General features: G+C 50.0%; 21 protein-coding genes. 9 read left to right on the top strand and 12 right to left on the bottom strand.

Features of this window, described 5'->3' with window-relative positions; genetic code table 11:
* The first annotated feature begins 132 nt into the window (after window positions 1–132).
* From ACO6UY_RS05710 to ACO6UY_RS05700, 3 genes are all read left to right on the top strand, one after another.
* Window positions 133–1,479 carry an NCS2 family permease gene (locus ACO6UY_RS05710; RefSeq protein ID WP_422489345.1) on the top strand — a complete coding sequence of 449 codons (1,347 nt, stop codon included), beginning with the start codon at window positions 133–135 and terminating at the stop codon, window positions 1,477–1,479.
* A gap of 616 nt (window positions 1,480–2,095) precedes the next feature.
* Window positions 2,096–3,040, top strand: a complete 945-nt coding sequence (locus ACO6UY_RS05705; RefSeq protein WP_422443836.1) for a Gfo/Idh/MocA family protein — start codon at window positions 2,096–2,098, stop codon at window positions 3,038–3,040.
* Window positions 3,041–3,140: 100 nt separating this feature from the next.
* Window positions 3,141–4,238: a DegT/DnrJ/EryC1/StrS family aminotransferase gene (locus tag ACO6UY_RS05700; RefSeq protein ID WP_422443834.1), complete on the top strand. Its 1,098-nt coding sequence runs from the start codon at window positions 3,141–3,143 to the stop codon at window positions 4,236–4,238.
* A gap of 56 nt (window positions 4,239–4,294) precedes the next feature.
* On the opposite strand, the gene ACO6UY_RS05695 is transcribed toward ACO6UY_RS05700, so the two are convergent.
* From ACO6UY_RS05695 to hutW, 4 genes are all read right to left on the bottom strand, one after another.
* On the bottom strand, window positions 4,295–4,888 hold the full coding sequence (locus ACO6UY_RS05695) for a hypothetical protein (protein WP_422443832.1): 594 nt from the start codon (window positions 4,886–4,888) through the stop codon (window positions 4,295–4,297).
* A gap of 175 nt (window positions 4,889–5,063) precedes the next feature.
* Complete coding sequence (locus ACO6UY_RS05690; protein WP_422489343.1) at window positions 5,064–5,945, bottom strand: hypothetical protein; 882 nt, start codon at window positions 5,943–5,945, stop codon at window positions 5,064–5,066.
* Between the two features lie 236 nt (window positions 5,946–6,181).
* The gene (gene hutX / locus ACO6UY_RS05685) at window positions 6,182–6,682 is read right to left on the bottom strand and encodes a heme utilization cystosolic carrier protein HutX (protein ID WP_422443828.1); all 501 of its coding nucleotides are present in this window, start codon (window positions 6,680–6,682) and stop codon (window positions 6,182–6,184) included.
* Window positions 6,679–8,058 carry a heme anaerobic degradation radical SAM methyltransferase ChuW/HutW gene (gene hutW, locus ACO6UY_RS05680; protein ID WP_422489341.1) on the bottom strand — a complete coding sequence of 460 codons (1,380 nt, stop codon included), beginning with the start codon at window positions 8,056–8,058 and terminating at the stop codon, window positions 6,679–6,681. Before hutW ends, hutX begins: the two co-directional genes overlap by 4 nt.
* Before the next feature lie 273 nt (window positions 8,059–8,331).
* Between hutW and ACO6UY_RS05675 the strand changes: the two genes are divergently transcribed.
* Window positions 8,332–9,882, top strand: a complete 1,551-nt coding sequence (locus ACO6UY_RS05675; protein ID WP_422489339.1) for an AAA family ATPase — start codon at window positions 8,332–8,334, stop codon at window positions 9,880–9,882.
* A gap of 55 nt (window positions 9,883–9,937) precedes the next feature.
* Here the strand turns inward: ACO6UY_RS05675 and ACO6UY_RS05670 are convergent, their stop codons facing one another.
* From ACO6UY_RS05670 to ACO6UY_RS05645, 6 genes are read right to left on the bottom strand one after another with little or no spacing between them, the layout of a single operon-like run.
* The gene (locus ACO6UY_RS05670; protein ID WP_422443822.1) at window positions 9,938–10,738 is read right to left on the bottom strand and encodes a heme ABC transporter ATP-binding protein; all 801 of its coding nucleotides are present in this window, start codon (window positions 10,736–10,738) and stop codon (window positions 9,938–9,940) included.
* 1 nt (window position 10,739) lies between these two features.
* Window positions 10,740–11,786, bottom strand: coding sequence for a FecCD family ABC transporter permease (locus tag ACO6UY_RS05665; RefSeq protein ID WP_209276391.1), 1,047 nt, complete (start codon window positions 11,784–11,786; stop codon window positions 10,740–10,742).
* Window positions 11,776–12,690, bottom strand: a complete 915-nt coding sequence (locus tag ACO6UY_RS05660; protein WP_422443819.1) for a heme/hemin ABC transporter substrate-binding protein — start codon at window positions 12,688–12,690, stop codon at window positions 11,776–11,778. Before ACO6UY_RS05660 ends, ACO6UY_RS05665 begins: the two co-directional genes overlap by 11 nt.
* Window positions 12,687–13,127: an ExbD/TolR family protein gene (locus ACO6UY_RS05655; protein ID WP_422443817.1), complete on the bottom strand. Its 441-nt coding sequence runs from the start codon at window positions 13,125–13,127 to the stop codon at window positions 12,687–12,689. Before ACO6UY_RS05655 ends, ACO6UY_RS05660 begins: the two co-directional genes overlap by 4 nt.
* Window positions 13,124–13,879 (bottom strand): MotA/TolQ/ExbB proton channel family protein, encoded by a 756-nt coding sequence (locus tag ACO6UY_RS05650; RefSeq protein ID WP_422443815.1) that lies wholly within the window; start codon window positions 13,877–13,879, stop codon window positions 13,124–13,126. Before ACO6UY_RS05650 ends, ACO6UY_RS05655 begins: the two co-directional genes overlap by 4 nt.
* 35 nt (window positions 13,880–13,914) lie before the next feature.
* Entirely contained in the window at window positions 13,915–14,598 is a 684-nt protein-coding gene (locus tag ACO6UY_RS05645) for a TonB family protein (protein WP_422443813.1), read from the bottom strand.
* Window positions 14,599–14,827: 229 nt separating this feature from the next.
* Between ACO6UY_RS05645 and ACO6UY_RS05640 the strand changes: the two genes are divergently transcribed.
* The 3 genes from ACO6UY_RS05640 (at window position 14,828) to ACO6UY_RS05630 (ending at window position 19,446) form a co-directional block, all read left to right on the top strand.
* Entirely contained in the window at window positions 14,828–15,238 is a 411-nt protein-coding gene (locus ACO6UY_RS05640; RefSeq protein WP_422461262.1) for a thiol-disulfide oxidoreductase DCC family protein, read from the top strand.
* 119 nt (window positions 15,239–15,357) lie between these two features.
* Window positions 15,358–17,007 carry a hypothetical protein gene (locus ACO6UY_RS05635; protein ID WP_422489337.1) on the top strand — a complete coding sequence of 550 codons (1,650 nt, stop codon included), beginning with the start codon at window positions 15,358–15,360 and terminating at the stop codon, window positions 17,005–17,007.
* Between the two features lie 90 nt (window positions 17,008–17,097).
* Window positions 17,098–19,446: a TonB-dependent hemoglobin/transferrin/lactoferrin family receptor gene (locus tag ACO6UY_RS05630; RefSeq protein ID WP_422489335.1), complete on the top strand. Its 2,349-nt coding sequence runs from the start codon at window positions 17,098–17,100 to the stop codon at window positions 19,444–19,446.
* Between the two features lie 132 nt (window positions 19,447–19,578).
* On the opposite strand, the gene ACO6UY_RS05625 is transcribed toward ACO6UY_RS05630, so the two are convergent.
* A complete protein-coding gene (locus tag ACO6UY_RS05625; RefSeq protein ID WP_422489333.1) occupies window positions 19,579–19,872 on the bottom strand; it encodes a YgjV family protein in 294 nt (97 codons plus the stop codon).
* A 29-nt stretch (window positions 19,873–19,901) separates the two neighbouring features.
* Here ACO6UY_RS05625 and ACO6UY_RS05620 point away from each other — a divergent pair, with 29 nt between their 5' ends.
* Window positions 19,902–20,207, top strand: a complete 306-nt coding sequence (locus ACO6UY_RS05620) for a hypothetical protein (RefSeq protein WP_422489331.1) — start codon at window positions 19,902–19,904, stop codon at window positions 20,205–20,207.
* On the opposite strand, the gene ACO6UY_RS05615 is transcribed toward ACO6UY_RS05620, so the two are convergent.
* Window positions 20,123–20,635 (bottom strand): hypothetical protein, encoded by a 513-nt coding sequence (locus ACO6UY_RS05615; RefSeq protein ID WP_422443800.1) that lies wholly within the window; start codon window positions 20,633–20,635, stop codon window positions 20,123–20,125. The genes ACO6UY_RS05620 and ACO6UY_RS05615 overlap by 85 nt on opposite strands.
* A gap of 313 nt (window positions 20,636–20,948) precedes the next feature.
* Here ACO6UY_RS05615 and ACO6UY_RS05610 point away from each other — a divergent pair, with 313 nt between their 5' ends.
* The gene (locus ACO6UY_RS05610) at window positions 20,949–22,787 is read left to right on the top strand and encodes a hypothetical protein (RefSeq protein ID WP_422443798.1); all 1,839 of its coding nucleotides are present in this window, start codon (window positions 20,949–20,951) and stop codon (window positions 22,785–22,787) included.
* Window positions 22,788–22,804 lie beyond the last annotated feature (17 nt).

Genomic DNA, 22,804 nt, shown 5'->3' with positions numbered 1-22,804 from the left:
TCCAGTCCAGGTTGTTAGTCTTGCCAGGCTGGGTAACGATTTTCACGACAGAATACAGGTACCTGAATCCGGGAGGCTCTGCTTCCGTATGACCGGGATCTTAAAATTTTCTACAACAGGATTAGAGCCTCTATGAATAGAGCGGATACAAGACCACTGCCTTTGGCCGATGAGAAGCCCACGTTTCTCGAGCGGTTATTCAAGCTTAAGGAACATAACACAACGGTAAAAACCGAGCTGGTGGCCGGTTTCACCACCTTTGTCACCATGTGTTACGTGGTGTTTGTGATACCGGGTATGCTTGCCGATGCCGGTATGGATAAAGGTGCTTTGTTTGCGGCTACCTGTATTGTCGCCGGTTTGAGCTCCATCGCTATTGGCCTGTATGCCAACTGGCCCGTAGGCCTGGCACCCGGTATGGGCCTGAATGCGTTCTTTGCCTATGCCGTTGTGCTGGGTATGGGCTACTCATGGGAACAGGCGATGGGTGCCGTTTTCTGGGGGGGTATCGGTTTTATGCTGCTGAGCCTGTTCAAAATCCGTGAGTGGATTATCAACAGCATTCCGAAAGGTCTGCGAGTGGGTATTACCGCCGGTATTGGCCTTTTCCTCGCACTGATTGGTCTGAAAAATGCCGGTATTGTGGTGGCCAGCCAGGGTACTATTATCACGCTGGGTGATATTACCCAGTTCAGCCCGGTGATGGCCTGTTTGAGCCTGCTGTTGATTCTGGGGCTGGCTTACCGTGGCTTCAAGGGAGCGGTGCTGACGGCCATTGTCGTTGTTTCGGGCATAGGCCTTCTGGCTGGGGATATCGCCTTTCAGGGAATATACTCCGCCCCACCGAGCCTTGAACCTGTGGTTGGTAAACTGGATATCATGGGTGCCCTGAAACCCGAGATGCTGGGCGTTATCGTTGCTTTCATGTTTGTGAATTTGTTTGATACCACCGGAACGTTGATTGCCGTTGGCGATAAAGCTGGTCTGGCTGACGAGAATGGCAAGATGCACAACATGAACCGGGCGATGGTTACCGATGGCACCGCTTCCTGGGCAGGTGCCCTGATGGGAACACCGACGGTGACATCCTATGTAGAAAGTGCTTCAGGTGTCGCAGCCGGTGGACGAACAGGCCTGGTAGCCGTCACTGTGGGTGTTTTGTTCCTGCTCTGCATGTTCCTTTCGCCACTGGCGGCCATGGTTCCCGCCTATGCGACAGCCGGTGCCCTGATTTATGTTGCCGTGCTGATGGCAGGCAGTCTGGCAAACATTGACTGGAATGATCTGACGGAAGCGGGTCCGGTACTGATTACCGCCATTATGATGCCGCTGAGCTTTTCCATCGCTAACGGCATTGCTCTCGGGTTTATCGCTTACCCACTGGTAAAACTGCTGGCGGGAAGGACCAGTGAAGTCAGTATCAGTATGTGGATTCTGGCCACATTATTTGTTCTGAAATTTATTTTTTTCGGGATTTGATTGAGTCATACCCGGCCATGGGCAGTCAGTGAATATGGCTGCAAATGGTCGGGTGGTTACGTGTTGTAATCTCTTTTCATAGCAATAAACCGCCGTATTTCTGGGTGTCTGCTCGATGGTGACCGCGTCATCAACAAGATTGAGCTGGACTACAGAACTGCTATCGGTGGTCATAAACATGCCGAGGTGAGCGTATAAGGCAAGCGCAGCTGATTGCGGCAGTCTATTCTTGGTCAGCATCCTCACCCGGATATTTCATAAACGTGCTCTCACTCTCGCTTGTCCTTTGTCGCTCTAAGGGAGTTTTGCTCAGTCGACCGTACTCCCCGGTACGGCGCTCCCTCACAAAATCCCTTAGAGCGACAAAGTCCGGCGCGAGATTCGGGGCAGTTTATGAAATATCCGGGCTAAGGCAGCGTGCCTCGCTGCCTTTCACTTTCTGCCCCATTTCTTCCTCTTCTTCTAGCAGAACTGCAATTTCTGTCTATCTTTTCTTTACTGCTTCTATTCATCGACAACCTTGATCAGGGAATATCGTTTTAATACCAATTCCATAACCGGGTCAATACTGTTCAGAGTGGCGGCGTTCCCATAAGCCAGAGAGTGATGCCAGCAAATGCTACGAACGGCAGTGATTGGAGCGGGTTATCTCGGTAAATTTCATGCTCAGAAGTATGCCCGGCTGGCATCCAGCCACCTTGTGGGCGTTGCCGATATCAACGAGACCTGTGGCCAGCAGGTTGCCAGCAGCTGCAACACCCATTATTTCAGTAATTACCGGGACCTGATCGGGCAGGTTGATGCCGTCAGTGTTGTTGTTCCTACCGCCCTGCATCACGCCATAGCCAGTGACTTTCTGAAAGCGGGCGTGCATGTGTTGGTGGAAAAGCCCATTGCCAGCAATGTACCCCAGGCTGAAGAGATGATTAAGCTGGCCAGGAAGCAACAACTGATCCTCCAGGTTGGCTTTCTGGAGCGCTACAACGCAGCACTGCGGTGCGTTGCCGACAAGGTTAACCAGCCCCGGTTTATTGAGTCTCACCGCCTGTCCAGCTTCAAGCCACGATCCATGGACATCAATGTGATTATGGATCTGATGATTCATGACCTGGATATTATTCTGAATATGGTGGATTCCCCGATACTGGATATTGCGGCCAATGGCAGTGCGGTTTTGTCAGACACCATTGATATTGCCCAGGCCCGTTTGTCGTTTGCCAATGGCTGTGTTGCCAATGTGACCGCCAGTCGAATCAGTCAGAAAAGCAAAAGGAAAATGCGGATTTTCCAGAAATGCTCCTGTATCTGCGTTGATTTTCAAGCGTTGAAAGTCAGCCATTTCTTCAAAGGTGAAGGGGAGTTGCATCCGGGGGTTCCGGCCATCGAATGTCAGGAGCAGAGTTATGAGGGCAGTGATGCGCTCAGGCTGGAGATTGAAGACTTTCTTCTGAGTGTTATTGCTGCAAGCCCCCCAAAGGTCAGCGGTGAAGATGGTCGAGATGCGTTGCATGCCGCGAATAGAATTTCGGAGATTATTCATAAGACGGGTGTAAGCCTCTGACAGCAAACGTTGAACGGCTGGCAAAGGATAAAATAACCATATAGCGAATAATCGGTACCGTTTTATTGAGTGTAAAAGGGGCACCATGAATCAAAAAAAAATGAATACTATCCCAATGGTGGATGTGCAGGCATGGCATCGGCCAATTCAGGCGCAGTTAGAAAAAAAAGCGCTGGAAGTATTGCGCAGTGGTCGTTTTATCATGGGGAAAGAAGTGGAGCTTTTTGAACAGGAGGTCGCTCATTACCTCGGAGCCAGGTACGCCATCAGTTGTGCAAATGGTACCGATGCACTTGTTCTTGCTCTCCATGCTGCCGGTATAGGGCCGGGAGATGAGGTATTAACCACGGGTTTTACCTTTTTTTCCACAGCGGAGGCCATTATCCAGGTGGGGGCAACGCCCGTTCTGGTTGATATAGACTCAGAGACATTCAATATTGACCCCCTTGAGCTGGAGCGAAGTATCACTTCCCGTTGCAGGGCTGTGCTGGTTGTCCATCTTTTTGGTTTACCTGCAGCGCTTCGGGAGATTCAGGCCGTCTGTGATCGTCATGGTTTAATCCTGCTGGAAGACTGTGCACAATCCTTTGGTGCTGGTTATCAATCCCGAAAAACCGGCAATTTCGGTTTGCTCGGTACTTTCAGTTTTTTCCCCAGTAAAAACCTTGGTGGATTTGGTGATGGTGGTCTGGTCATTACCAGCGAATTAAAAGTCGCCGAAACGGTACGGATGCTACGAAATCACGGCAGTGCATACCAGTACCACCATGAGTGCCCGGGCTACAACAGTCGTCTGGATGAAATTCAGGCGGCCCTGTTAAGAGTCAAGCTGGAGCATATAGAGGTGTTTAATGCTCAGCGACAACAGGTGGCACAATGGTATCGAGAATTCCTGAACGATAGTGAGGTACTCTTTCCTCATGGGCAGCAGGAACATATTTATCATCAGTTTACGGTTGTTTTGCCCACTGGCCGGGATATGGTCAGGAAGCGCCTTGCCGGTGAAGGTATTGCCAGTGCTATTTATTACCCGTTGCCTCTAAATAAGCAAAGGGCATTGGCAGGGAAGGACGGTGAACATGAACTACCCGTATGTGAGCAGTTATCCGAACACTGTCTTTCACTGCCAATATATCCTGGTATGACCAGAAGCCAGACCAAGACCGTTGCCAGCACATTGATTAAAGTGATGCATTAATTATTTAAGCATCTCAGTTATGGCAAGAGAGCCTTTTCGTCAAGTCAAAGCAGACCCTAAGAAATTGCCCCCTGCTGATCCCCCTCCCACGATACCAGAGGCTGTTTGAAAACTTGGAATGAGTCATCAAAAGAACTCTGCAATCCTGGCTGAGACTGAATGGGAGCTGTGCATTTGCTACAAACGAACGAATACGATGAGGGATCTATGAAGATGAATGCATCTCCCTCTCCCGGATACGGTGGAGGAGCCATGCTGTTGGGATCCCAGTATGGTGGAGATGATACCGATGGTTGCTCCGAGCTCTGTTGCTTGTCACCAGTGTGGGAGACTGGTTCAGTACAGATGGCGATCTGTCGTTCCGGAAGTTTCTTGACGCAAGCGCAGTGACTAGAGATGCCAATAAAGGTGGCTACAGGACAGGCAAGACTGGCAAAACCAATAGGTATGCCGAGGAAGGCATAAGCGATTTGGCACTTGGATATTAATGCACCCCCCATGTAACCGCCGAAGGCACCGATAGCACCATAGCCACTCGAAATTTTAGCAGTTTCTTTAACAGCGTGAAAATCACAGCCATAACCGGCCGACCGATGTTCCACTTGTTGTGGCTGTTTGATCACCGGTGGAGTACGATGAGAGACATTCATATGTCTTATATCCTCAGAATATTAGTTATTTATATCCCACAATTTTTATGGCAGTAATGCTGCGGCAAACAGGGGATACGTCTATTTGACTGAATTATTTTGCAAAAGTTCATTTAGAATTGCTTTTTAATATGATTTCATTTGGTTAACTACTTATCTATTGGCAAAACAGGGATCATTCTGGTGACGCATTTTTTTGTGCTTTGCGTAAGCGGTATCTTCGTGACGCTTCTCTTCTGCGCTCTGCGAAATCAGGATCATTGTGGTAGCGCAGCCTTCTGCTCTCCCTTTGGCGCTCCCTTAGGCGCTCTCGGTAAGCGGGATTATTCTGGTAGCGTTCCCTGTTTTTCTTCCTTTCGAATTCTACATAAACGGGATTTCTGCGAAGCTTTCTTTTGAGCTCCCTTTTGTGTTCTGCGTAAACGGGATCATTGTGGTAGCGCTCTCTTTTGCGATCCCTTTGGCGCTTCCTTTGGCGCTCTGCGTAAGCGGGATCATTTCGGTAACGTTCCCTGCTTTTCTTCCTGAGTTGCTCGGCGTAGGAAGGGTCATTTTTATAGCGCTCCCTTCGGTGCTGTGTATCGGTGAGCGCTTTACGAGGCTCCTTTTCGTGCTCAATGGGTAAGGAGCAACGTTCATCAGACTCATCAACTCTTGCCAAGGCTAAATCGTCTGATGAATGAATTTCACCCCCTAACCCTAACAGAGAATAGATTGAAAACCGTTCATTTTCAGGAATATACACGGGGGCAGGATCATTATTCTGCGATCCTGTTGTTGCCGGTAAGTGACGTGGTTGATCTTCTTCATTATCGCTATAAGCGATGACGATCGATCTGTTTTCAAACCGGGAATCATTCAATGCATTGTGAAAAGACTTCGTTGGCTGCTGAAGGTGGTGTTCATTAGTTTTATGAGTACCCATGGCACATAGAATATTTGCTGCTTCTGCTATTTCACGGAAGAAGAGTTGACCCGATGTACCAGATCCAGACGAAGCGGTATCTTGAAGACAACAAGAAATAGCGTGTGAATCAGAGCAGGCAGGTATATCCATTAGATTATGGAATTATTGAATTCTGCCTTAAGACTGTTCTTTCTTTTAAAAGTTCCTCCCGGACACCATCCTTGCAATATTTGAGTCAACCAGACATTGGGTTCCCAGGTTTTGCTGCAAATTCGCAGGCTATTCCCGGCCAGCCTCCGGGTGGTGACGGAGGCCTCAGGAGGAAGATCACAGACGCAAGTTTTAAATCCCGGTAACCAGCAGTACCCGTGTTACCAGGGAGATCATCAGGCGGCAGAGAGTCTCTTCAACGCCTCAAATTTTTCCAGCTGTTCCGGCAAAAAGTTCTGCTCTTTATCCCGACGCAGGTAAACTTTGAACAACATACGGCCCTGTTTGCTCAGGAATTGCACCGAGCGGGTTGCTACACCATGGAAGGGCTTGCTGACCAGGGCGATCACCGCAACATTATCCAGCTTCAGGTGTCCTTTCAGCGGTGTCCGGCGGTCGCTCAGATTGTAATAGCCGAACTTTTCACCCCCTTTCGGGAAATGGCCAACCATTTCAAAAATTGAACCATCCACATCAATCACCAGCGTCAGTTCGCCCCAGGTTTTGATATCCCGCAGGACATCCAGGTAATGGCTGGCATCAATCAATGTCACCATGTCAGCGGGCATGGCCTGAATCACGTCCAGTTCGCTGGCATTGAGCTGGTTAGCTATATCTGCCGGTAAAATGGCCGGGTTTCCGGTCAGAATATCCTGTACCTGTTGAGCCAGAGTCATGCGGCTTTCTCCGTGTTTTGTCCAGCAAAAGGATGTTGTTCAAGAAAATTAATCAGGGCCTGGTGCATGGTGACGTTCCAGAATTGCCCGGGCAGCGTCAAATCGAGAATGCCATGGTGAATGGTGGCCAGGCCATTGTCCTGCCAGGCGTCAAACAGCGGCATGCAGTGCTCGCTCATGCCTGCACCAGCAACATGGTCAAGCTTGCCGATTTCCAACCAGCCACGGTCAAAACCCGAGCCGATGGTGCCCAGCAGCGGTTTATTACCCGTGGCTTTGCTCATCATCATCAGGGGCTTTTGGCCAGCATCCAGGGCCTCGTAATAGGCGGGCAGTGTTCTCAGGCTCATGGCATTGTGCCCGGCAAAGTTACCACCGGCACCGGCACCAAACGGCATGATTTCGGCACCGGATTTTACCCCGTGGTTGTAGATATTCCGCTCCCGGGTATCCCGTCCCCAGTGGCTGACAGTCAGTCGACCCACTTTGTGGGAACTGAGGATATCAACTCCCCGGCGGAACATTTCCGCACGCTCCGGTGAGCTGGCCGGCTCGGGCATGGAGCCATTGTCAATCGACTGCTTCATCCGGCTGGAACCCAGCAGAATGAGTTGATAAAGATCGACACCATGGGCTTTGGATTGCAGGAAGGTGTGCAGATCCTGCTCCCAGTCATCCAGGGTTTGGCCCGGCAGACCGAACATCAGGTCTACGACGACGGCTGCATTGTTCAGACTGCTGACATAGTCCAGCCTTTCCAGCAGGAATTCACCGGAGTCGATCCGGCTCATGCGGCGACGGATGGTGGTATTAAAACTCTGTGTCCCCAGGGAGAAGCGGTTAAACCCGGATTCCAGGCAGGCCGCAATTTTGTCGTTATCAAAGCCATGAAAACGGCCTTCAAAGGTCATCTCAACATCGTTGGCCAGTGGCAGGTACTCACGTACTGCATTGCCAAGGCGAATAATCTGCTCCGGGGTCAGGTCGGTGGGTGTCCCGCCGCCAAAATAGACGCCATGGAACAGGCCTCCCTGAGTCCAGGCATCCTGTGCCGACAGGCGAATTTCCCGTTCCAGATAGTCGACATAGCGGGCAATTTCATCTTTTTTGGTGGTGTTTTGAAAGAAACCACAGTAAGAGCAATGGGTTCTGCAAAAAGGAATATGGATATAGGCCAGTCGCTTACTGTCCGTCAGCTGCTGTGGGTTAGCAGGGCTATCCATCAGTTGCCGGTACATAGCCTGAGTCTGCCCGGCGGGAACCGGAATGGAGCCGCTTTGGGTGTGGGCTGACTTCTTGCCGGTAAAGGCAAACTTCAGTGGATCAGGGGATGATATCCCGGTCAGCTCGGGACCCAGGGTGTGTCTGGCAACCATAATCGGATCATTCTAACTTACAAAATGAGAATTATTATTATTTTGATTTGTGAGGTGGTGTGCAATTGATACAGATCAACAGATTTCAAGTGGAAAACTTCGGTTTACCACAGCGGGATTGTTGTGGTTACGTGACGGCCATGCAGGCCATTTCCGGGATGTGAGTGGTCACCGGAATTACCGCAATCATTGGATTAGTTCATGCCTGTGAACCTTGATCAGGAAAATATTGTCTAAGTGCGCAAATCGAACAAAGTTAATAAGGTTAAATTGATGAAGCAGTTCAGGCAGTTTTGTATTTTCTTTTTAGTCTCCTTTATTTTGTGTCCCATTGCTCTGGCAGATGAGACTGCGGTAACACCGGATAAATTACATATCAGCTATGTCAGGCAATATATGGCAAACAACCGTTTCTTTGATCGTCTGAATGCCCCCGGATATGGGGGACAACCCATTGAAGCTCAGGTAAGGGCAGGCTGGGCTGAAGCAAAACGGCAGTACAACTGGGTACTGAAGGAGTATTCTCTCTATGAGTCGTTACCCTATCTGGCGTTTTATGTTCCTGCTTTTGCTATTGCTGGAACAGCATTTTCGTACAAAGGAGCCATTTACCAATTTGTGAGGACCAGCTCGGATTTTACTAACCTGTTAGCTTACGTGTCTTTTACGATGGTCGGCACATTAATAGTGGCGACATCTGTTCCATTTACCATGAATGTTTATTACGGAATATTTGCGCCCAAGCTGGCCGAGGAGAATTTGATTCTGGCCTATGGTGCCAAGAAAGCATTGCTGGACAAACGCACACAACATTACATCGAGGATGAGCTGTTTTACAGTTTCTGGCGAAGCCCTGGCGGCGAAGCACTCAACCGGTTGCAGAAAATTCTGGATAAAGCATTAAGGCTTCCGTTTTACTCCAAAGCACTGGTGTACGATGAAGAGAAAATTGAGGAAGCCTTGCAGGACTACCCAACCCACGTAGGCGAACGGTTAAAACGGTTTGTCCATTCCGAGCTGATTTACCAGCAGACCGATTCCTCAATCCATGATAGCCATTACCCGATTTATTTCCTGGGCGCACCCGGAACCGGCAAGACCCATGCAGCCAAACAGCTGGCGGAAGCGATGGGGACTAACCTTGCCATTGTCAATCTCGATGGTGCCTCCATTGATGATATTGTCGGAACCCCGTTTGAAAGTGCCAATGCCAGGGCTGGCAGAATTCTGGATGCGATTGTTGCCCGTACCGATTCAAGCCAGGATATTAATCACCATAATCAGGTTCTGCTGATTGATGAGTTTGATCGGCTCTTCATCTCCGGAAACGAGAAAAGCAAAGATGTACTGTCGTTTATGTTGAAGTTGCTCGATCCGTCCAATCGTTCTTACTACAGTCCTTATTTGAAAACAGAAGTACGTTTGCCTGAGACCATCATTCTTGCCGGTAACCGTGATATTCATGAATTAAGCACCCACGATCCTGAGCTTGAGGCCATTGCCTCCAGACTGGATAAAGTCGTATTTGACGGTTTCGATACCAGCGCGAAACAGAGAATTGCCTTTGAAACCATGATTCCCAATAAGGAAAGGCGTTATCAGTCGGCGGGTAAGCTTTTTGCCGATTTCACCTTACCACAGAGCGGTCATGACATGATTCATGACTTTATTGAAACGGATCAAGACCCGGGACTGCGCTCCCTGGAAAAATATATATCCCAGGTATTTGAGACGTTTGCCCATGGCCTTGCGGCAAAGAGCCGGATTTCTTCCGGGAATAAGGTCGAACAATGGAACGGAGAGCCGGTGCTGGCAGGAGGGTAGCGCTGGTTGTTTGGGGCCTGACGCTGCATCGTCAGGCCATCACTTAAACGGCCAATTAATGGTTCACAACCAGCGGGCAGTGATAGGCCGGGTGCTCAGATACACTGACCTCAATATCGAACACTTGTCCAATCGTTTCCGGGGTCAGAACCTGATGGGGTGTGCCTTCTGCAGCTATCCTGCCATTTCTGAGGATCACAATCCGGTCAGAATAGCGCGCGGCCAGATTCAGGTCGTGCATGATAACCATCACGCCGATGCCCTGGTCTGCTTCCTGCCTGGCCATTTTCAGGGTCAGCTGTTGATGGGCCGGGTCCAGTGCCGATGTAGGCTCATCAAGCAACAGGTAGCGCTGACCATAAGGGCTTTCATCCCAGATCTGAGCCAATACCCGCGCCATATGCACACGCTGGCGTTCACCACCGGAGAGGGTGGTGTAATGACGATCCTGCAAATGTAAGCCATCAACCTTGTTAAGCGCTTCCCGGGTAATCATCAGGTTTTCATCATGGTGACTGGCACAGGGAATGCGGCCCAGCAGAACGACTTCTTCCGCCGTAAAGGGAAAGCTCAACGAGGATGACTGCGGCAACACACCGAGCATCAATGCCTGATGGTTCAATGGCCAGTCACTGCGACCATTAAGCAGCACTTCGCCGCTGGAAGGTTTTCTCTCGCCACTGATCACTTTCATCAAGGTGCTTTTACCGGCACCGTTTGGGCCAAGCACCGAGACCACTTCCCGGGGCTTCAGGGTCAGATTAATGTCCTGAAGCAGGTGCCTGTCTCCGATCTGCACCGATACGCCCCGAACTTCCAGCGTGTTTACCGCTGCGCTTTCCTTACCAGAGGCCATATCAGACAATCCTTTTACGTTGCTGCCACAACAGTGACAGGAAGAAAGGGGCACCCATCAGGGCAGTGACAATACCGATGGGAAGTTCTGCCGGGGCGACAATGGTGCGGGACAGCATATCCGCTACCAGTAACAGAATACCGCCCAGCATGGCCGAGGCTGGCAACAGAATACGATGGTCCGGGCCAACCGCCAGGCGAATCAGATGAGGAACCACAAGTCCCACAAAACCGATAAAACCACTGACGGAAACGGAAACCCCCACGGCCAGGGCTGTCAGGAAAATCAGGGTCAGCTTGACCTTCTGGACATCAATGCCCAGGTGGCGAGCTTCCGACTCACCCAGCAGCAGCGCGTTCAGCACCAGGCCATAACGGCCAAGAATCAGGACCACCGGGATTAATAGCGTGGCACAGATAATCACCAGATCCCACGTAGCGCCCCCCAGGCTGCCCATCTGCCAGAAGGTCAGGTTGCGCAGCATGGTATCGTCCGCAACGTAGTTCAACATCCCCATCCCGGCACCGGCCAGGGCATTGATCGCCACACCGGCCAGCAGCATTGTTGCCACCGACGTGCCGTTGCTGGTGGTACCGACTTTATACACCAGCCAGGTGGACAGTACCCCGCCAACAAAAGCCAGAATGGAAACGCTGTAGCTTTGCACCAGGGATGGAGCACCGGCAAACAGCAGACCACCCAGGACAATGGCAATACCCGCACCCAGGGCCGCACCGCTGGAGACACCGACAATACTGGGGTCCGCCAGCGGGTTTCGGAACAGGCCCTGCATGGAGGCACCGGCGACCGCCAGCGAGCCACCGACAATCAGCCCCAGCAGTGTTCTGGGTAAACGAATGGACTCAATAATCAGCGCAGACTGGTTGCTGATGGTGCTGTCGGACAAACCCAGCCGGTCAAACAGTATGGTCAGAATATCACCTGCGGGAATGGGCACAGCGCCCACGCCAATGGACACAATCACCACGACTGGCAGCAGGATTGCCAGCGCGGTTAACAGCAGTGCCCCCTGATGGTTACGACTCATTGGAGGATGGATTACCTTGGTCTAAGTAAAAAGATTTCGCCAGGGACAGTGCAACATCCCCCGTTCTTGGGCCGAGGCCGCCTAGCAGCATATTGCCATCAATGGCGACCACCCGGCCGTTTTGGCCAGCAGGCGTCTGCTTCAGGATGGGCATCTGTTCCAGCAGTTTTGCCGGTGTCATATCCGGGTTACTGGTTGAGCCCGGAAAAATGATGACCTCGGGTGCCAGCAGCAGCATGGCTTCATTGGACAGTGCCTTGTACCCTTTAAACTGCTCTGCTGCGGGGTTGTATCCCCCTGCCAGACCAATGATCGCATTAGCCGCAGTGCCGGTACCGGCGATGGTTGGGGAGCGCCCGCCCATGGTCAGGACAAACAGGACCGGTACGTTCTTTTCATGCTGTTGTTGATAAGCACTGGCCATGGCTTGCGCCTCATCCAGGGAGTCTTCGATGTCGTCCCACAGCGCTTCGCCCTGTTCCTCTTTACCAAGAATACCGGCCAGTGACTTGATCTGATGTTCAATGCTGTCAGCGGTATGCTCCAGGGGCAGGGCTGCCACCGCAACACCGGCACTTTTCAACTGGGTCAGGGTTGCCGTTGGGCCCATGTCTTCAGTGCCGATCAGCAGGGTAGGCCCAAGCGCCAGAATCCCCTCAGCAGACAGCTGTTTATGATAGCCGAGCCTGGGCAACTGGTTGACTTCCAGGGGCCAGGTGCTGGTCTGGTCAACGGCAATCACCTGATCACCGGCACCCAGGGCATAGATAATCTCGGTTACCCCGTTGCCAGCAGAGACAATACGTTGATTGTCGTGTGATCCGTGCGCCAGTGCAGCGTTGCCACCCATGGCAGCAGAAACAGCCACCAGGGCGGCCAACAGTGGTTTAAACGTTTTCTTCATGGTTCGCCTTTACCATCTTCCTGTTCCATCAGCACCTGCGCAGCGTCAATCTTGTGCTGGCTGAAAAACATCATCAGCTTGACCAGATTGCCCAGGGGGGCATCTTTATCACCGGCAATCAGTACAGTGGTACCGGGAGCTTCTTTCACCTGTTTCAACAAAGTGGTAGCGAACACTTCCCACTGCTCAAACTTCTGTTCACCAATAGCCCAGGGCTCACCCTGTTCCAGAATACTGACGGTCAGCGTTTTTGGGGCCGTGGTGACCGACGCCTCCTGCCGGGTTGCCTGAGGCAGTTCCACCGGCAGGCTCAGGGTCTGTACATTGGCGGTGAACAGTAGAAACACCATGACGATAAACACCACATCCAGCAGCGGCGTCAGATCCGCCATGGAGAGTGATGCACTGGTTTCATCAATATCGTTGATGCGAATCATGCCGCTACCGCTCCGGCACGGAGGACGTCTGGCTGGCCAGTCTCTGAGCTGGCACTACCCTTTTCCGTCAAACTCTTAACAGCAGGTGCTGAAGGCGAAGTGGCTAAACCGTCGTCGTCCATCGTCAGGCCTTCCAGCAGCAGGTTAGTGTGATTCAGGGCAAACTCCAGCTTGGAGAGATAATGGTTAGCCCAGACACCAAAACCGTGAGCCGCCGCCAGGGCTGGAATTGCGATGATCAAACCGAATGCGGTGGTGAACATCGCCTGCCACAGACCCGCAGCCAGAATATCCGGAGTGACCGGACCGGCCACGGCGGCAATATCACGGAACATATCGATCATACCCAATACGGTACCCAGCAGACCCAGCATAGGGGCCAGCACACCAATCAGCATCAATGGCTTCAGCCAGGCATTCAGGCTACGCTTCTGCTTCAGCAGCCACAGGCCAGCCACTTCCTCACGCATCGACTTTTCCCAGGTGCTGTGGCTCAGAAGCACTGCAACCCCCTGACGAATGCCTTTGCCCTGGCTAAGATCCTGGCAAAGATTGTCCTTGCTTTGTGCCTGCTTATCGCTGCCACAGCATTGACGCACTTCATTAAACAGTGCGGTCATCCCCTTGCGGTTCATGGAGGGCAGCAGGGCATAGGTCACCAGCCGCTCAAGAATCATGGCCAGTCCAAGGCAAGAGGTGATCAGTAATGGCCAGGCCATGATCCCCAGTGATGCAAGGTGTTCTGTCAACATGGCGTTACCTGCTCAGTAGTAAATGGTTTGCTGAATCAACTGATTTCAAATGCGACGGGAATATGCACCCGGGATTTCACAAATTGGCTATTACGTTGCTCGGGCTTGAATGACCAGCGCTTAACGGCATCAATGGCTGCCCTGTCCAGCACGGGGTAGCCGGATGACTCAAGAATATCGATGGTGATCGGGTGACCCCGTTCATCAACAATTACATCGAGCATCACCACGCCCTGCTGATTTCTCCGTTGCGCCAGTTTCGGGTAGCGGGGTTGAACCCAGTCACGGATTTCCGGTTCACTCACCATCACGGGCTCGTTGCTCAGTCCGGGGGACGGGCTTCTCTCAGTCACGGTTTTTGCCATCACCGGCTCAGTCACTTCAGGCCTGGTCTTCTCAACGGGTTTGGACTTTTCGGTGATTTTTTCCGGTTTTTTCTTTACCGGCTCTGGCTTGGGTGCTTTCTTTTCAAGAACGGGCCTGGCGTTCTCTATCGGTTTCTGGACTACCTTTGGTTCAGGCTCAGGTTCTTCCTGAACAACCGGCTCTTTGACCGGCGGTTCCGGCTGGCTGACCGTGGCAAAGCTCACGGAAACCGGTGCCTGGATAGAACCCATATAAATGGTTCTGGGCTCAGATTCCTGGTGGTCCAGCGCAACCACCACCGCCACATGGGCCGCAACGGATATCAGCAATGTGAAGAAAGCTTTTTTAGGCATGACCAGGAGCGATAATAGTGTTGAATGACCTAACAGCAGCGTAGGTTACTCGAAGCATAAAAGGTGTTCAATAACATGAATGATAATAATTCGCATTGTTTGTGCTAATAAGTAATATCCGCCAATTGTTTGATCTGGAGCACTGCCCGGGCCGTAAAATTGGCAAAAAAACGTTTATTAAAGGTTGCTTACATTCTCGAAAAATCATTTACCTTCGGTGATTGCAGTTATGGTGCTAAAAAGAAAAGAAATATCCCTGCCTGTTACGCTTTTCTACGATGGAGAATGCCCGCTGTGCATGCGTGAAGTCGATCATCTGGCGAAAAAGAACCGCAAAGGTTTACTGAAGCTGGTTGATATCAGACAGGATGGTTTTCAGGAAAAATACCCGGAATTTGACCTGGCAGAACTGGATCGGGTTATTCACGCGAAGCTGGCTGATGGCCGTGTAGTAAAGGGGGTGGATGCAACTCTGGCGGCCTGGGAAGCTGTAGGCATGGGGTGCCTGGTTGCCCCTTTACGATGGCCGGGTGTTGCCTGTATTGCTGATTTTGGCTACGAACTGTTTGCGAAGAACCGTCATGGCTTATCCCGCCGCCTGGGGCCGATACTGGGTAAAAATGAGTGTAATAAATCCTAGTACTCGGGAACTATTTTTCCAACCGGGTATCTAACAGGAAAGATCCATCTCAAGCCATAAACAGGAACTGAACCAGCGTATGGGCTTGTATCTCAACAGTTAATAATGGAAGTATCTGTATGCTAGATATGAACCTGCCTTTGGTTTCCAAATTCAGCGTTGGCGTTTCAGATTCTACTGCCCCTTCGGCCCGCCTGGCGGAGATTCGAAAGGAAGTGACCGCCTTCTTCAGGCAATGCTGCCTGGCTGACGTGCCCGGCTCCGGCTATTGCCAGACCAAAACCAACCAGCATCAATGTGACCTGTCCTCATTCACCCATTGGGATCACTTCGTCCCCGCACCAGTGAATGCCACACTTTTCCACTTCCACCAGCGCGGGGGATCTTCTGGCAGTAGAACCATCACGATAGAGCCACAGAGGAACCCGACACTCGTACTCCGGCCTCCCGTTCTAAGGCTTGGGGATGCGTCTGCGCCAGGCTCTGTACTGAGTCCTCCATCTGCCAGAGATGAACATTCCTTGCCCGTGGAGGGTGCAGTAGGTGGCAGCAGAGCAGCAGAACTGCCAACAGGGAAAATCTTCCTGCTCAACAAGGTTAAAAAGCGGGCTTTAGAGTTAGAGCAAGTGGCTGACCAGCTGACTAAAGTCGATAAGGGCTCCAGTACAGGTGCTCAGCTGGAAGCAAGGCAGGAGCGCATCAATGCCCAAATAAACGCCATTACAAGCGCCTATCAGAAACGTTACGGACCGGCATTGATAAAGCAGTTTGCGCTGTGGCAAGCAGCAGTGCGCAGTGCTCTGTGCAACGAAGCTTCAACAAGCCCACAGACGTTTGATCAGCTGCAAAATCAGATAAGTGTCCATCTCGAAGAGATAAAACACTTTTTGATCAAGGGCTATCACGACGAGTGCAATCACCTCTTGCAACAATTGCACAAGGCAAGAACCGCAAAGGACGTCAATGATCGCGCCAACTTTTTGCGGGGTTTGATCAATGCCAACAAGCCGGTGATGCCCAATCAGTTACAGGGGGGCGACGACGACCATCTGTACGGTTACTTTGACGCACTGAGAGAACAACTGGTAAGCCTGCAATTCATTTTGAAAATGCCCGATATCAGTGCTGCGGATCAGCAAAAGACACGACAAAACATCATGATCATCACGGGAAAAGTGGAAAGAATCACTGAAAGTTTCGAAGCAATTTCCCGTTACGACCGCCTGAGTGACTCAAGCCATTTGTATCCCGCGCAGCTTGCTGAAATGCAACAGACCATCAGAAAAGGCAAGCGCCTGAGCACCACAACCCCCTCACCCCAGGATCAGGAGCGCCGGGCACTGGTGGCAAAACTGAAACAGGATCACCCTGAAGTCACCATTGATGAAGATGCGATTCTGGACATGGCAGAGGAGGATTTCCAGCTGGTGCTGGCACTGCAAGGGAAACAAACATTGACCAAAGCCCAGCGGCAAACCCTGCAAAGAAATGAGTGGCAACAAACTGACCGTAACAATCTGGTGGTTAACCGGGGCACTGAAAGGGTCCGCCTCCATATTTATGAAGACCGGTATCAGTTAGTAAATAACATAACCGGTGACATCATTGGCTCACTGACCCCTGATCGCTGGGAGCGAGTCAAGCAGCGCCTGAAAGATGAGGGAAAGAGCCTGGGCGAGGTTACCCGTCAGATGGTTGTTGATGATTTCAAAAAATTCAAAACATCACCCTATCAGAATCAACGGTGTCATGATGTTCCCAAAGACTAGTTCAGGAAAGCGCTAATACCCATATAGCCTCGCTCTGCGTGAAATACAACCGTAGTCGTCTGTGATCATATCAAACTTAATGATAATGATTTGCATTTGATATTTTTTATAATTATTATCCCGCCGTTGTTTATTCTCATTGCGTATTTTTTTCAGCATGAGAATCAGAAGAAGCAGGCGGTCATTGGCGACTGTCAGAAGGCAATTGGTGGCTGTCACAGCCCACACTGGTACAGATTGAAATTCATGAGGTTTTCAAAAAATACGCTGGCGCTGGCTGTGATGGCGGCCACCGTTTCTCTTGCGCACACCTCGCCTGTTTTGGCTGAAACTGCCACAGAAAGCACCGATAAAAAATATCAGCCGACGCTGATGAATCAGGTTACGGTAACCGCTGCACGTTCTGAGAAGCAGTTGAAAGATATTGCTGGAACGATCGTAGTTATGGACGAAGAACAGCTGGAAAAACAGCTGGCTACCGATATCAGAGACTTGGTTCGTTACGAGCCGGGCATCAGTGTTGGTTCCGATGGTCGTACCGGGTCTGAAGGTTTTAATATCCGGGGTATGGAAGGCAACCGGGTTAAAATTATGGTGGATGGCATAGACCAGCCGCAGCAGTTTGACTCTGGTTTTACTTACCAGCGTTCACAAAGAAACTTTATTGATATTGATGCCATTAAAGCTGTGGAAGTTGTTAAAGGGCCTGCATCAAGCCTTTATGGAAGTGATGCTATTGGGGGTATTGTTGCTTATCAGACAAAAGATCCCTCTGATTACCTGAAGTCTGATGGTGATGATACTACTGCTTCGGTAAAGGGTAGTTATACCAGTGCAGATCATGGCTTTGCAGAAACTTTCACCCTGGCAAATCGTACAGGTGATCTTGAAAGTATGCTGATCTATACCCGAAGAGATGTTGAAGAACTGGAAACTCATAGTGGTGCAGATATTGAAGGTAATGCAAGAGGCGCTGCTGATCCTCTGGATACTGGCAGCAATAACTTTCTGGGTAAATTACAGTATCAGGTGAACGATGATCATCGAGTTGGTCTGACTGGTGAATACCTGGACGCTAAGACTAAGGTTAAGCTGAAGTCAGGAGAAAAACTGCTGCCAGGCGGTACAACAGGCGAAGATATTGCCAGCCGTAAGCGCATTGGTGCCTTTCATGAATGGGAGGCAGGTCTCACTGCTTTTGATAGTCTGAGAACCCAGCTGGACTGGCAAGATTCAAAGATGGACCAGACGACCTGGATCCCGGCCACAAGTAGATACAATGACCGTAAGAAAGTTTACTTCTATGGAGAAAAAAGCATTCAGCTGGCGACTCAGTTTGATAAACAGGTTCAGTTAGGTAATACCGAACATAGCTTTGTTTATGGTTTTGATGTCAATGATGTAAAAACAGAAAACAGAAATATCAGTTACGAGACCGGGAAAGATCCTGCTGACAAAACGTACATTCCAAGTGTTGATAAGCTGACATATGGCCTTTTTGTTCAGGATGAAATTACTTTAACTGACCGATTGGTGTTAACCCCCGGGGTGCGATTTGACAGCTATAAGTATTCTCCAGGAGGGGATAAGCTGGAAAAAAGTACAGGGAATAAGCTGACTAGCCGACTTGGTGCTGTTTATAACTTGAGCGATGAGCTTTCCGTTTTTGGTCAGTATAGCCAAGGGTTTAAAGCGCCCGATTTATACGATATGTACTATACCCATAAGGGTATAGGCTTTGATGGTAAACCCTATAAAACCATCTCAAACCCGGATCTGAAGCCAGAGGAGAGCCAGTCTGTTGAGTTTGGTTTAAGAGGTGATGATCATAGAGGTAGTTTTGAAGTTGTAGCTTTTTATAATCGCTACTCAAACTTCATTGATACATTCACTGATATGAGTGACCCAACATACACCGGAGGAATCACTCAAGCACAGAATATTGGTAAAGCGGAAATTCAAGGTGTTGAACTCAGGGGTCAATTATGGCTTGACGAAACAATCGGTGCCCCTATGGGAACAACACTACGAGGGTCTCTTGCGTATGCTGATGGTGAAGATAAAGAAAATAATCAAAAGCTGAACAGTGTTGCGCCCATAACTGCTGTGATCGGTCTTGGCTATGATGACCTTTCCGGAAACTACGGTGGTGAGCTTGCCTGGACGTTGGTTAAAGGTAAAAGTGACTCTGATGTCAGTGACTCCGAAGTGCCAACAGGTAAAACCCAGTTTAATCCGGCAGGTTATGGGCTTGTAGATCTAACGGCTTATTACAGTCCTGTGGAGGATGTTACGTTAAGAGCCGGGTTGTTTAACATCACTGATAAAAAGTACTGGTTACTGGAAGATGTCCGTGGTCGTAGTTTTGGCGATCCTGAACTTAACCGCTACACTCAGCCAGGCCGTAACTTCTCTGTCAGCGTGAAGTGGGATATTTAAGCATTCTGACCTCACTCCCACGGTCCCTCGTGGGAGTATACCCAAACTTTTGCATTTTCATGGGAAGTGAAAAACCGCTTGGTGCAGGTATGCATTAGCCACGGAGTGTGGGAACGAGGAAAGCCGAGTTCCCTATAGCTTAACTTCCTGAATTACCGGTACTGATACAACAGCTGCCTTATAAAGCTTATAAATGGTAATGCTATTAGTAACCACAAACGTTGCCTCAATCAGACTGCCACCAACAGACCCGGTCAACAGGTTGTGCACCAGCCAGCAGCAGGAGTTCAAAAGGATCAGTGATCGTAATGGAATGCCACGGGTGGAAAACAGGGCCCAGGTGGCAATGACCCGAATCTGACCATCACCCTCTTCACGCTTGATGAAGATGTGTATGTCCGGGAACTGGCACCACTGGCTGGTCATTACCCGGCACAGAAGCTGGGACCCGCCGGATGGTGACTGAAGCCACTGGTTTCTATGGCAAACGTGCCCGGGCAGCGGTCATTCAGATGGCAGAGGCGATGGATCAAGAGCTGGCCGCCTGGATTCGTGAACACGTGGCCTTCCCATGCACCATGGTTGATCGCATCGTACCGGCCATGACGGAAGAGAGCTTTGCCGATGTCCAGTCTTACCTGGGCTTTGCTGACAAAGGTGCCATTGTCACCGAAGCCTATTCAACAGACGTCGACTTCATCTTTTCTAACGTTCTAATATACGATTGCAGTGTATTCAGTAACGTTGATGACTCCAGATAGAGGGCATGGCTGTCAGAAGTCCCGTTCTGCTGTCCTGTCTCTGTCTGGCTATGTGCGTTGAACAGATCTTTTGTCTCTTTCTCAAGGGCTTTTTGCATACCTTCCAGCAAGTGAATGGTGTCTGTGATGCGGTTTGCGTGTTGCCGCCTGTCATCTTGCGCAGAAGGTTGAGTATTTTGCAGGCGGTGAATAAGGTCAGAGGCGTAATCGACACCCTGTTTCAGTGGCTGCAATGCTTCTGTCAGATTGGCTGGCTTCTGGCTGACCAGCCTCTCTGCCAGAGGCTTTACTTTCGGACGGGTGAAATCTGCACTGGACAGTAACGTCCGCTTTACCTCCTGCTGAGAGATGATGCTTCGCTTCTTTATCCCGGACATGGCCTGATCGTTTTGTCGGGTAGAGCCGTTGCCGGGGCTGTCCTTGTCCATGATGTGTTCATCCTGAATCTGATAAAGGTATTTGGCTACCGTGTTATCGGCTACTTGTGGAATAACCAGAATTTACAGGATATGGCCAGCTACTTATAGAATTCGATAGTACTACCGCCTGATTCTGAAGGGCACAAAACTGTCATTGTCAGGTATAAGTCAGAAGTCACGTTTTATATATATAAAAACTTGTGCTTTTGTTTGTTATAGCTATTTTCACACTGTGGGATTTTGGCTTCTGGGATCTTTGGTCGCTATTCCTGTCTTAAAAATAAATTGAGATGTTATCGGTATGATAGAATCAGGGTTTCCTTTGAGCCTTAAAACTCAGTTACCAGACAATGCTGTTTCATTAACACCAATTGAACAGTTAAATGGTGTAGAGCGTGTCTTGCAGCAGTTTGTTGATAAACTACCCCATCAAATTGCGGTTGAACTCAGACAGAAAGATACCCTGCGCGGAATGGAAATGAAAGACAGGCCAGGAAGCAAGATTGAAAGCATGGCAGAAAAATTAAAAGAAGGTCCGGTCAGCTTTGTTATTCAATCAAAAGACCAAAATAATACCTCTGATAAATTAATGATCACCTGTTTTTTAAATAAGCCAAAACCGGGTTGCTTTATCTGCAGAAATGATGAAAACATCATGGTTAATGTAAAAAACACGTCAGGTGACATTTATCAAAGTGTGGCGAATGGTTTCTGGATAAGTGGTGAGGGGGAAGATGGGACGGGAAACATTCACTGTCTTCTTGATTTCGGGCAGCGGCGGGTTATGGATTATCAACTGATAACATCAGAATCCACCGGTTCACCGGCTGGCAACTATCAGGTGGTTGATTCAACACTGCAGGTAAACGACTTTATTATTCCGGCAGTGACCCATCTGGAACGTGCCAGTCATGATGGTGGTCGATATGGTACACACAATGCTGTTTTTGCCAACGGAGCCGCTATCCCGGCAGCACTGTTTGAACACGACTTTGACCATTGGAACAGCCCGCCGGAAGCCTACCGCATGTTGTTCAGAAGTTTGTGGGGGGCTCTGAGCCATGCCTCGAAAAATCCGGAGCTTGACCTGCGAACCTTTTTGCATGTCTTTATCACTACCTGTATTGGCTCCGGACTGATTCTGGGCGGGGATGAAGCCGCGGCGGCAATACAAACAGCCAGGGGGTTCCCCAGTACCAGTGTTATCGGAACACCGTCGGATAACCCGGTATTGGAAAGGTACAAATATGCCGGTATCACCCTCAGTCTGGCCAGTTTCTTCGGTTTTCAGACCACTAAGAATGCCTTGGGAGTCAGTAGCCAATTTATTGAAAATCCCACTGAGAAACGCTGCTTAAGTGCGAAAATGTGGGCGATGGAGGTGTTTGGCAGTCAAATTCTGTCGATGCTTATCATTGCTACCGCCATTGCCGGGGGAGAGTATTTTATTACCGGTAGTGCCGAACAAAGTAATCCTCGAAAGCTGTTTACTGACCTGCTTTTAGCACAGACGGTTGTTCTTGGTCTGGGGGCTGGCGTGCAATCCAGGATGATTGACAAAGGTGTGTCTCCGGCCAAGACATGGTTGTTTTTTGTCCTCTTTCGGTTAGCCATATTCAGGAGTGCGGCCCTGGGGGTTCAGGTGATGACCGATCATCTGTTTGCCGATGGCGTTAAACCGGGGAAAATTCAGAGCATTGTGATAGCCAATGTGATTAATGAGCTGATGATCACGATTTTGAGTGGAATGTCTTATCTTTCCGGAAGATCAAAAGCCACGGATGGTTCAGAAGAGCAGCTGATGGCCTATGAACAGGGTATCCGGGAGTCGGCAACTGAGTCCGAATCAGCCAGTGGTCTTGACACTTACGCTGATGAACATCAAATTTCTGTCCATCCATTAAACCGGTTCCGGTTATATTTAAGCCGATCCATTGATGCTGCGCCGAAAACGCTCTGGGGTAAAGTGGCTCATTACTGTTTGCATCGGGATCCGCAGGGTGTGCTGTCCCAAGTGGTCACCAGTCCATTTATCAGTGCACTCTCTGGTCAGTCAGACGCTGAATACCGCGATGTTTTGAAGTTGCATCAAGCGTTATTAAAAGATCGTTCAGTGTCCTTGCCAGTCAATAAACCTGAAGCCAGGGGGCTACCGGTATAATCCTTATTGGCAGCTGC

This window comes from Endozoicomonas sp. ALE010 (assembly GCF_049310165.1).
Lineage (GTDB): Bacteria > Pseudomonadota > Gammaproteobacteria > Pseudomonadales > Endozoicomonadaceae > Endozoicomonas.
This window is presented reverse-complemented; position numbering and strand designations above follow the sequence as displayed.